Origin of the sequence: Nonomuraea sp. NPDC050540 (assembly GCF_044457485.1) — a bacterium.
GTDB lineage: Bacteria > Actinomycetota > Actinomycetes > Streptosporangiales > Streptosporangiaceae > Nonomuraea.
In genome coordinates, this window is the sequence record NZ_JBITHA010000027.1 from 33,013 (window position 1) to 43,633 (window position 10,621).

Annotated in this window: 11 protein-coding genes; 1 reads left to right on the forward strand and 10 read right to left on the reverse strand. The window is 69.0% G+C overall.

All coding sequences use genetic code 11. The annotated features are described in order from the left end of the window. Positions 1 to 69: 69 nt before the first annotated feature. Entirely contained in the window at positions 70 to 1,137 is a 1,068-nt protein-coding gene (locus ACIBI5_RS50085; protein ID WP_397258226.1) for an epoxide hydrolase family protein, read from the reverse strand. Between the two features lie 45 nt (positions 1,138 to 1,182). On the opposite strand from ACIBI5_RS50085, the gene ACIBI5_RS50090 reads away from it, so the two are divergent. Then, positions 1,183 to 2,136 (forward strand): helix-turn-helix transcriptional regulator, encoded by a 954-nt coding sequence (locus tag ACIBI5_RS50090; protein ID WP_397258228.1) that lies wholly within the window; start codon positions 1,183 to 1,185, stop codon positions 2,134 to 2,136. A gap of 103 nt (positions 2,137 to 2,239) precedes the next feature. Here the strand turns inward: ACIBI5_RS50090 and ACIBI5_RS50095 are convergent, their stop codons facing one another. The 9 genes from ACIBI5_RS50095 to ACIBI5_RS50135 form a co-directional block, all read right to left on the reverse strand. After that, a complete protein-coding gene (locus tag ACIBI5_RS50095; RefSeq protein WP_397258230.1) occupies positions 2,240 to 3,418 on the reverse strand; it encodes a tyrosinase family protein in 1,179 nt (392 codons plus the stop codon). Positions 3,419 to 3,542: 124 nt separating this feature from the next. Further along, positions 3,543 to 4,688 (reverse strand): acetyl-CoA C-acetyltransferase, encoded by a 1,146-nt coding sequence (locus ACIBI5_RS50100; protein ID WP_397258232.1) that lies wholly within the window; start codon positions 4,686 to 4,688, stop codon positions 3,543 to 3,545. A 92-nt stretch (positions 4,689 to 4,780) separates the two neighbouring features. After that, a complete protein-coding gene (locus ACIBI5_RS50105; RefSeq protein ID WP_397258234.1) occupies positions 4,781 to 5,230 on the reverse strand; it encodes a hypothetical protein in 450 nt (149 codons plus the stop codon). Between the two features lies 1 nt (position 5,231). Beyond that, positions 5,232 to 5,495: a hypothetical protein gene (locus tag ACIBI5_RS50110; RefSeq protein ID WP_397258236.1), complete on the reverse strand. Its 264-nt coding sequence runs from the start codon at positions 5,493 to 5,495 to the stop codon at positions 5,232 to 5,234. Between the two features lie 33 nt (positions 5,496 to 5,528). Next, positions 5,529 to 6,197 carry a hypothetical protein gene (locus tag ACIBI5_RS50115; RefSeq protein ID WP_397258238.1) on the reverse strand — a complete coding sequence of 223 codons (669 nt, stop codon included), beginning with the start codon at positions 6,195 to 6,197 and terminating at the stop codon, positions 5,529 to 5,531. Positions 6,198 to 6,207: 10 nt separating this feature from the next. Beyond that, positions 6,208 to 6,933, reverse strand: coding sequence for a class F sortase (locus tag ACIBI5_RS50120; protein WP_397258240.1), 726 nt, complete (start codon positions 6,931 to 6,933; stop codon positions 6,208 to 6,210). Positions 6,934 to 6,935: 2 nt separating this feature from the next. Next, on the reverse strand, positions 6,936 to 8,228 hold the full coding sequence (locus ACIBI5_RS50125; RefSeq protein WP_397258242.1) for a hypothetical protein: 1,293 nt from the start codon (positions 8,226 to 8,228) through the stop codon (positions 6,936 to 6,938). Positions 8,229 to 8,359: 131 nt separating this feature from the next. Then, positions 8,360 to 9,163: a class F sortase gene (locus tag ACIBI5_RS50130; protein WP_397258244.1), complete on the reverse strand. Its 804-nt coding sequence runs from the start codon at positions 9,161 to 9,163 to the stop codon at positions 8,360 to 8,362. Continuing rightward, positions 9,163 to 10,479, reverse strand: coding sequence for a hypothetical protein (locus ACIBI5_RS50135; protein ID WP_397258246.1), 1,317 nt, complete (start codon positions 10,477 to 10,479; stop codon positions 9,163 to 9,165). Before ACIBI5_RS50135 ends, ACIBI5_RS50130 begins: the two co-directional genes overlap by 1 nt. Between the last annotated feature and the right edge of the window lie 142 nt (positions 10,480 to 10,621).

Sequence of the window (10,621 nt, forward strand, 5' to 3'; positions counted from 1 at the left end):
TCAGCGGGCGACCTCCTCCCGCCCGCCCTTCGGCCGCCGCGCGATCCGCGGCGGCCGAAGCGTTCTTGGTCAGAGAAAGAATGTGCGCAGGTCGGCGACGAGCACGTCCGGCACCTCCATGGCGGGGAAGTGGCCGCCCCGGTCGTACTCCGCCCAGTGCACGACCTTGTGCTCGCGTTCGGCGATGCGCCGCACGCCGGTGTCGCCGGGGAAGACGGCGACGCCGTGCGGCACTCCCGAGTACGGGCTCTGCCCGCCCCAGGCCGCGGCGCCCTCCTTGTAGATGCGGGCCGCCGAGCCTGCCGTACCCGTGAACCAGTAGACGCTGATGTTGGTGAGAAGCTGATCGCGGTCCACTTCCACGCCGGCCCACTCGTGGAACTTCTCGGCGATCCAGGTGAGCTGGCCGGCCGGGGAGTCGTGCAGGCCGTAGGCGAGGGTCTGGGGCCGGGTCGACTGGATCATGGCGTAGCCGAGGGCCTCCGTGTCCGGATAAATCGCCATGCGTGCGCTTTCGGGCTCCGTCAGGCCCTCCAGCTCGGCCGGGTCGCCCGTCGGGAAGCCGAGGCCGCCGTTGACGTGCACGCCCACCACCCTGTCCGGCGCCACGCGGCCCAGTTCCGGAGCGATGACCGAGCCGGTGTCGGTGCCGTGCGCGCCGTAGCGCTCGTAGCCGAGGCGCTCCATGAGCACCGCCCACGCCCTGGCCACCCGCTTGAGGTCCCAGCCCTTCTCGCGGGTCGGGCCGGAGAAGCCGAAGCCCGGGATCGACGGCGCGACGACGTGGAAGTCCTGGGCCAGCGGTTCGATGACCTTCATGAACTCCACGAACGAGCCGGGCCAGCCGTGGGTGATGATCAGCGGCAGGGCGTCCGGCTTGGCGGAGCGTACATGGACGAAGTGGATGTTCTGTCCGTCGATCTCGGTGGTGAACTGCGGGAGGGCGTTCAGCGCGGCTTCCTGGGCCCGCCAGTCGAAGCCGTCGGCCCAGTAGCCGGCGAGCTCGCGGGCGTAGGAGAGCGGGACGCCGTAGGACCAGCCGGTCCCGGGTAGTTCGTCGGGCCAGCGGGTGCGGGCCAGGCGTTCGCGCAGGTCGGCGAGGTCGGCGTCTGGGATGTCGATGGAGAAGGGCTTCATGGGGACGACTCTAAAAATCGCCTAGGCCAGGTAACGTCCTAGGTTGTGAGGCTGCTTTCTTTGCTGGGTCTCCTGCAGACCCACCGGGACTGGTCGGGGGCCGAGCTGGCCGAACGGCTCGGCGTGTCCATGCGTACCGTCCGGCGCGACGTGGACCGGCTGCGCGAGCTCGGTTACCCGGTCAACGCCACCGCGGGCGCGCCCGGGTACCGGCTGGGCGCGGGGTCGCGGCTGCCGCCCCTGCTGCTGGACGACGACGAGGCGGTAGCGGTGGCCATCGGGCTGCGTACCGGCGCCGGGGGCACCGTGGCCGGGCTGGAGGAGGTCTGCGTGCGGGCGCTGGCCAAGCTGGAGCAGGTGCTGCCCTCCCGCCTGCGGCATCGGGTCGACGCGCTCAAGACAGTGACCGTGCCGATGCCGTTGGGCGGTCCCGCGGTGGATCCCGGCGTGCTGTCCGCGATCGCGGCCGCCGCGTGGGCGCGCGAATGCCTGCGGTTCGACTACCGCGCGCACGACGGCACACCGAGCAGGCGTACGGCGGAGCCGTACCGGCTGGTGCATTCAGGACGGCGCTGGTACCTGGTCGGATGGGACGTCGAGCGGCGCGACTGGCGCACCTACCGCGTCGACCGGCTCACCCTTCGCACCCCGAACGGCCCGCGCTTCTCCCCCCGCCCGCTGCCCGCCGACGACCTGGCCGGCTACACCTCGCGGCGGATCGCCAGCGCCCCGTACCGCTACCAGGGCCGCTTCACCGTCCACGGGCCCGCCGCGGCCGTGAGCGAGCGCATGACCGCGACCTCCGGCGCGATCGAGCCGATCGACGAGCACACCTGCGTGGTCAGCACCGGCTCGGACTCCCTGGACGAGCTGGCGCTGTGGGTGGGGCTGCTCGGCTTCCGCTTCGAGACGCACGAGCCGCCCGAACTCGTCGAGCACATCCGCACGCTGGGAGAGAGACTCCAGGCGTCGGCCGATAACCCGTTGCGTCCTCAATGATCGCTCCCCTACTGTCGGAGCACCAAGAGCCACTACCTGGATGGGTAGTTGAAGCGCCTCCACGCCATGGGCGCGAACACCGCCGGCGCCCCGGCCCTGCTTGTCACAGGGCCGGGGCGTCGCCGTATGTGTACCACTGGCTGTGGTCGAGGAGCTGGCGCGGCGTGACCGTCCAGCCGACCTCGCTCCCGAACGGTTCCACCGGCACGTCGATCAGCTCGCCCGGCAGGAAATGCGATACCGAGCCGTGCCGGGCCTGCCAGTCGGCCCAGAGCTTGTCCACGAAGCAGTGGTTGAGGAAGAACGCCGGGTCGTTCGGCGCCGAGGCGGGCAGCATGCTGCCGCCCATCCACACGTGGGCCCGGTTGTGCATGACCGGGCCGCCCGGCCAGCCCTCGACGAGATTGCGGAAGCCGGCGCTCGCCGAGGAGTCGTACGGCGCCTGGTCGTAGAGCGAGGTGGCCATCGCCTGGCTGACCAGCCCGGCGCCGGACGGCCGGTCCGCCCCTACGCCGAACTCCCTGCGCAGGAACTCCCTGTTGTCCTCGCGGACGTTGAGCGGCCACTGCCCGTGGCGGAAGGCGAACGGCCCCTCCATCACCTGCTGGTCCCCCTGACGCCCGTTGCCGCCGAGGAAGTCCGTGGTGAACGGCGTCGCGCCGCCGCTCTGCTGCACCGTCCAGTCCCAGTACGGCAGCGCCACCCCCAGCTGAGTCTCGAAGTGCACCAGCATCGCCCGGTGCCAGGGCAGGAAACCGGCGTGCATGTGGGCGTTCCACCCGTGCTCGGCGAAGGCCCTGCGGTGCAGGTCGACGAAGTAGTCGTAGGCGCCGCTGCGCTTGAGCCGCAGGAAGGCGTCCACCAGCGCGGACTTCTCGGCGGCGCTCAGCGCTGCGGCGTTCTTGCGCAGGCGGGCCGCCCTGCGCCGGCCGCCGGAGTCGGGCTGCTCCAGCTTCACCTTCGGCGCCGGTGGCCGCTCGACCAGCTTGGCTCCGCGCAGCAGCTCGACCGCCTCGATCGCCGCGCCCTTGAGCGTGCGGTGGCCGGAGTACAGATTCAGCTCGCTGATGAACCTGCCGTTCTGCTCCATGATCTCCAGCGCGACGCCGTCGACGAACACCGACCTGTTGAGCAGGCCGTGCATCTCGTGCCCCGACGGGCAAATCTTGATCTTGCGGCCCTTGTGGGTGAGCTCGACACACCCGTCGACGGGCGGCGGACCGGCCAGGAACGGCACCGCCCCCATCGCCATCAATACCTGCCGCCTGCTGGCACCGAACATGAGGCACCTCCTTCGCGATCTTGCTACCCGGAGATCCCTCTAGAACTGGGCTGAGTATGCGCAAGATCATTCCAGGAGTTCGCCGCCCCGGGGCCGGTGCCCCGGGGCGGCGTCCTGCCGTGCTCTACAGGCGCTCGATGATCGTGACGTTGGCCTGGCCGCCGCCTTCGCACATCGTCTGCAGGCCGTACCGGCCGCCGGTGCGCTCCAGCTCGTGCAGCAGCTTGGTCATCAGGATCGCGCCGGTTCCGCCCAGCGGGTGGCCCAGGGCGATGGCGCCGCCGTTCGGGTTGACCGTGGCCGGGTCGGCGCCCAGCTCCTTGATCCAGGCCAGCGGGACCGGCGCGAACGCCTCGTTGATCTCGGTGACGTCGATCTGGTCGATCGACATGCCCGCCTTCTTCAATGCCTTCCGGGTGGCCGGGATCGGCGCGGTCAGCATGTACACCGGGTCGTCGCCGGTCAGCGCGAGCTGGTGGATACGGGCGCGCGGAGTCAGCCCGTGGTCCTTGACCGCCTGCTCCGAGGCGATGAGAAGCGCGCCGGAGCCGTCGGAGATCTGCGAGGAGGTGGCGGCGGTGATCACGCCGTCCTCCTTCAGCGTCTTCAGGCCCGCCATCTTCTCCAGCGTCGAGTCCGGGCGGGGGCCCTCGTCGTCGTGCACGCCGTTGACGGGGACGATCTGGTCCTTGAAGTGCCCGTTCGCGATGGCTTTGGCCGCGCGCTGGTGCGATTCGTAGGCGAACCGCTCCAACTGCTCGCGGGTGAAACCCCACTTCTGGCACATCAGCTCCGCGCCCCGGAACTGGGAGATCTCCTGCTTGCCGTACCGCTCGACCCACATCTCGCCGAAGGGGAACGGCATGCCCTTCTCCAGGGCCGCCGTGATCGACGAGCCCATCGGCACGACGCTCATCGACTCCACTCCGGCGGCGACCACGAGGTCCTGGGTGCCGGACAGGACACCCTGCGCGGCGAAGTGGATCGACTGCTGCGAGGACCCGCACTGCCGGTCGATCGTGACACCGGCCGTGGTCTCCGGCAGGCCGGCGCTGAGCCAGGCGTTGCGCGCGATGTCCATGCTCTGCGGTCCGAACTGCATGACGCAGCCCATGATGACGTCCTCGACCGCGACGGGGTCGACGCCGGTGCGGTCGATGAGCGCCTTCAGCGTCTGCGCGGCCAGGTCAGTGGGGTGGACGGTGGCAAGGCCGCCCTTCTTCTTGCCGACCGGGGACCGGACCGCCCCGACAATGTACGCCTCTGCCACAGTGCCCTCCATGAAACCGAGCAATATTCGGTTACTGGGCAGACTACAACAGAACGATGCTCTACGGACCTCCCGAACCGGCCTCAACCACCTCAGACACGCGCCTTCTTCAACACCTCCGCGAGCACCGCGACCCGAACACCACGCGCCTGCTCGGCCAGCGGCCGCAGGTCCTTGCCGTTCCCGGTCAGCACCAGTGCCGCCCCCTCCGCCTCGGCATACGCGATCACCAGTGCGTCCACCGCCGAAGGCAACGACTTTCGGTCTGCCCGTGCCATGCTCGCGAGAGCCTTGGTACGCAGGCTTGCGGCCCGTCTGGCGAGATCTTTCGGAAGATCTGTCAGAGGGCTCCGAGCGGGCGGAAAGCGCAGAACCTTGGCGTCTCGGCCCGCGCTACCGGTCAGGCATTCGACCAACACGACCGACGGGATCACCGGTGGCCACACCTCCCGCTCACGCAGATGGCGCAGCAAAGCGACCGCCGACGGGGTACGGTCCGCCAGAAACGTGACCGCCCCCGAATCGAGTATCAGGCGTCGCACGTCAACAGGCCATCCTGCCCGGGTCGTGCGCTACGTCGACACGGGCCATGAGCTCGTGGGCATACGTCCTCGCGGCCTCCCACTCCTCGTCCGTAACCCCCTGGTCGGCCAGCTCCGCCGCCACCTCGTCCACATAGTCGTCCATCTCGCTGGCGAGGATGGCATCCCGGACGGCGTTCTGGAAAATCTCCGAGGCATTCAGCTTCCGATGCCGCTTGAGCTGCGCATCGAGTTCATCGTCGATGTAGACGTTCCTTCGAGCCATACACACAACTATACACACGACTTCCCGGAGCGTTCAGCGTTCGGGAGCTAGAAGGTCGTCCGGGGCGTCGATACGGAAGCACCACCGGTCCACCGCGATGCCCTGCAGCCCCTCCGCCAGCGACAGCGCCAGCGTCCCGACCTTCTCCAGGTCGTCGCCGCGCAACTCCACCGCCGTCAGCTCCGTCGCGAAAGGCAGCAGATCCCGTACGGCCGGCGGCCGCGTCTTCAGGGGCACCACCACCGCGCGGAACCCGGCGCCCTCGAAGGCGTCGTCCTCACCGGGCTCGGCGTCGAGCAACTCGGCCAGTTCCTCGTCGGCCGGCCGTACCGGGAGGATCACCGCGGCGCCGCGCTGCACGTCCTCGTCGGACGGATCGCTCACCTCACCGCGGCACACCGCCAGCCCGCCCAGCCGGAACGCGATGCCCTCGGCCAGGTAACGGTCGAAGTAGTCGAAAGGCAGCGGCCCCTCGGCCGCCACCCGAAGGGCCCAGACCGTTTCCAGTTCGCCGCCCACGAGCTCGGGCTCAGCCTCGACGGCCGCGTGGATCCTGGTGTCGGCGGCCAGGATGTCACCGCCGTCCGCGCGGGCGTCCGGGTCGGCCAGTTGCACGATCCGCAGCAGTTCGGCGGGATCCGGCTTGGCGGACACCGCCGCCGTGGGGCCAGTACGCAGTCGCCGCTTCGCCATCCAGCCCATGCGCGTGTCCTCAGCTTCTGTAGGAGCTCGTCATTGTCGCGTAGACGATGATGTTGTCGGTGTAGTGACCGATGTTGCGGTTGTAGTAGCCGCCACAGGTGATCAGGTGGAGCTGGGCGTTGTCGCCCTGATCGCCGTAGACGCGCTGGGTGGGGAAGGTCGTCTTCGCCGCCTGCTCCACGCCGCCCACGGTGAACACCGCCGTCACGCCGTCCTGCCGCTTGACCTCGATGGTGTCGCCGTTGCGGATCTCGTACAGGCGGCTGAACACCGCGGTGCCCCGCCGCGTGTCCTTGTGCCCCAGCATCACCGACGGCCCCGCCTCACCCGCGGTCGGCCCGTGCCGGTACCAGCCGACCAGGTTCGGATTGTCGATCGACGGGACCTGGATGGCGCCCCGCTTGTCCAGCCCGATCGAGGAGATGGGCGCGTTGATGCCGAGCCGCTTGATCACGATCCTCTTGGGCGTGGACGGCAGCATGGCGGGCGCCGGATTGATCGGCGGCAGGGGCGGCGGCACCGTGGGCTCCGCCTTGAACAACGCCTGCTGCGGCGCCCCGGTGTTCTTGCCGTCCGGCTGCGCCCCAAGATCAAGACTGTCCCGGGCCAGCCCGTACTCCTGCGGCGACCCCGCGACGATCAGCAGCCCCGCCACCACCGTCACGACCCCGGCGATGGCCGCGAGAATCAGCGTGATCCGCAGCCCGCCGCCACCCTGAGAACCCTGCCCGGTCACCTTCAGCCCCGATTGAGCCCGCGCCGCCGGACCATCAGCCCACCGGCACCCGCGGCCAGGATGAGCAGTGAACCGGTGAGAATGAACATCCGCCCGTCAGGCCCCATGTCCCCACCGCCACCGGTGTCCGCCCCGGCCTTGGGAGTCTTGGTGACCTTCCCGTTGTTGTCCTTGGGCGTCTCGGTGACGAACTTCGTCGTGGTCTTGGTGGGCTTGGGGGTGGTGGTCGTGGGGGTCGGCGTCGGCGTCGGGGTCGGCGTGGTGCCGTTACCCGCCCCGACGGTGAACTTGTAGGTCTTCAGGCCGGTGGCGGGAGGCACACACTTGAGCTTCGTTCCGGTCGCGGAGGTATCGAAGACCAGGTTGCCGGGCGTGAGCGTGACTTCACCGGTCGTCGTCGGCTTGACCTTGACGGTGATCGTCTGGATGGTAAAGGCGCTTCCGGCGGTGGTGCTGGAGATCGTGCCCTCGCCAGTGGCGCTGGCTGGCACGCCTGCGCCGGTCGCCGCGATGGTTCCGAACGCCTTGGTCCCTGTGGTGAAGCCGCCGGTGGGCACCGTCAAAGGATCGCCAGTGGTCTGGACGGTGCTCTCCCACTTGATGGAGGCGTCAGCGTTGGCGGTGGCAGTGGTAGGCGGCGTGAGGACCACCTTGATGTCGATCGCGCCCAGGTAGTTGGAGTCGCCGGTGGCCTCGCAGTCGTACTCGATGATATCGGTGCCCGTCCCGGTGCCGGTGCCGATGGTGAAGCTCAGCGACCCCGGCTTGATCTCCACCATCGTGCCCGTCGTCGCTGCCGTGATCTTGAAGGCCACGCTCTTGGCCGGGACCGTCGGGGACTGCGCGGTGATGGCCCCGCCTGGCTTGGTTCCGGTCTCGGCGGTGCTCGGGGAGACAGTGGGCGTCCAGCCGACGTTCAAGGTGGAAGCCGCCGTGGGCGTGGTCGCCAGGGTGAGCGCGGGGATGTCCAAGGTGACGTCGAAACTGCCGCCTGGCGCGACCGTGCTCGCCGTCGTGCTGAGCTTGACCTCGATCGACTGGTTCGTGATCGTGCCGGCAGTGCAGGTGAAGATGGCCGTCTTGGGACCCTTTTCACCGCCGGTGCTCGTGCTGATCGGGACCTTGAGCGTGGCGTCAGTGGTCGTCGAGGCCGTACAGGTCGAGGTCATGTTCGACTGTGCCGCTGTGGCGGGCGCCTGGAGGAAGGTGGAACCGGCGACGAAGAGGAGGGTGCTTGCCAGCCCCAAGGCGGAAGTCTTCTGGGCGAGGCGGCGCCGCGCCTTGGACGTCAGCACTGTCTATCTCCGTTTCAGCGCAGGTTCAACAGGCGTACCAGGATTCCAGCGATTGGTCACGGTTAGGTTGAGATCGTACGAACTGACCCTGTAAATCTCCTGTAAACCTGAAAACCGGAACCAAGAACTGGTCAACCCTTCTTCTTGGACAGGGTCGCATACACGATGACGTTGTCGGCGTAGCTGTGGGCCGACTTGTTGTAGACGCCGCCGCACGTCACCAGGCGGAGCTGAGCGTCGGAGGTGTTGCCGTACACGCGGTTCGTCGGGAACGTGGACTTGCTGACCTGCTCGATGCCGCTCACCGTGAAGCGGGTCACCTTGCCGTCCGAGCGGTACACGTAGATGGGGTCGCCCTTGGTCAGCTCCGCGAGGCGGTTGAAGACCGCGGGGCCTTTGCGGGTGTTCACGTGGCCGTTGATGATCGACGGGCCGATTCCGCCGGGAATGGGGCTGTCGCGGTACCAGCCGGTCAGGTTCGGCTTCGCCAGGGACGGGACGCCCAGGGCGCCCTTGGAGTCGAGGGCCACGGCGCCGATCGGGGCGTTCACCTTGATCTTGGGGATCTTGATCCGCGTCGGCCTGGCCTTCTTCGTCGCCTTCTTCGCCGGCGGGATGGGGGCCACGGTCGGGACGGCGGCCAGCGGCGGCGGGGCCTCCAGCCTGGCCGGGGTCAGCGGAACGTCCTTGCCGCCCGGGCCCACGGTCGGCGACAGCATGAAGGCGCCGGCGTTCTGGATCTCGATCGGGGTCGGCTGCTCGCCGTTCCCGGCCTGGCGGGGGCCGGCGGCTCCGGCCAGGACACCGCCGGGGCCGCCTTCCACTCTCGGGGCCAGCTGCAGCACGCCTACGGTCACCGCGACCACTCCGGCCAGCGAGCCGGCGACCAGCAGTCCGGGCAGCGCCCGGTTCATGGCTTTCTTCCGCTCACTCATCACTTCGCTCCTCCGGCGTGCGCGGCGCGGCGCCGCCGTACCAGCAAGCCGCCCGTCGCGCTGACCAGCAGCAGGGCCGAACCACCCGCGATCAGCCCGTACGGCCCGCCCGTCGCCTCCGCGGGCGCTTCACCCGTGTCCACCCCGCCCTTGGGCGTCTTGACCACCTGGGCCTTGATGAAGCGGGTCGTGGTCGGCGAGGCGGAGGCACGTGTCGTCGGCGTCTTCACCGCGCCGGGCACCACACCGACGTGCCACGGGTCCTGGTTGTTGTCGCCGTTGTTGTTCGGCGGCGTGGTCGTCGGGGTGTTGGTGGGGCTGTTCGTACCGGTCGGCGTGCCGGTCGGTGTGGGTGTCGTCGGGGGCGGGCTGCTGGGCGTGCCCGGCGCGTCGACGTCGATGCTGCCGCCACCGCTGGTGATCGTGCAGGTCGCCTCGTGGTGCTTGGGCGGCTCGGGGAGCGCGCCGGTGATCACCTTGAAGGCGTCGAGGTAGGCGCGTCCGGCCGCGGTGTTCTCAACCTCGATGGTGTGCGGCTTGTAGGCCATCTCGGGCGAGGTCCACAGGACCTCCTTGGCCTTGGTTCCGGTCATCGGGGTGCCGTTGACGTCTTTGCCGGGCTCGACGAGCGGGTCGGTGATCGGCTGCCCGTCGATGCGGATCCGGATGGGGCTGAGGTCACGCTCGCGGCGGCCGATGTACTCAACCTGGGTGCCGGTGAACGCCAGCTTCGCCACCTCGTTCACCGCGGTGGTGGTGTGCAGGTCGTTGAGGTGGTCGCCGAACTCTTCCTCCGTGGTGATGCGCGACCAGCCGCCGGTGTATTCGATCGCCGGCCGGTGGTTGTTGACCATCACCTCGCCCTGCGCGGGCGTGAACCTGACCACGAGCGCGCCCGGCTTCACCCGGATCTTCCCGGGCCGCTGCACAAAACCGGCGTCCGACAGTCCTTCCGGCAGCGTCATCTGGGTGCCGGGGACAAGCAGTTCTTGTTCCTTGCCACCCTTGGGGTGCAGCGAGCCGTTCCAGGCGCCGGTGATGTCGACGACGCCTTCCAGGCTGAGCAGCGAGCCTTCGGCGAAGAAGCCGGGCGAGCCGAACCGGCGATCGCCCAGGTACTTGAGCGACCAGCCGACCTCCAGCTGACCCGCAGAGTTGATCTTCGGGGTGACGCCCGCCTCGAGTTCGACCGGGAGCGTGCCGGCGACGCCGCCGACGCAGCGGTAGGTCACATTGAGCGTGGCCGCCTGGCTGGGGCTGGACAGCGCGACCACGAAAGCCGCGGAGGCCGCTAATCCGACCGAAGAGGCAACCACTGCCTTACGCCACCGACTCATGGGTCACTCCGATCACCCAGGCATACCAACGGTAGATCTTAGGGCTGGAACGCCCGCGAAAGCGGCCATATGTGGCAGTGGCCGTGACTTGTGATGAAGCCGTGTCACTACCGTCACGATG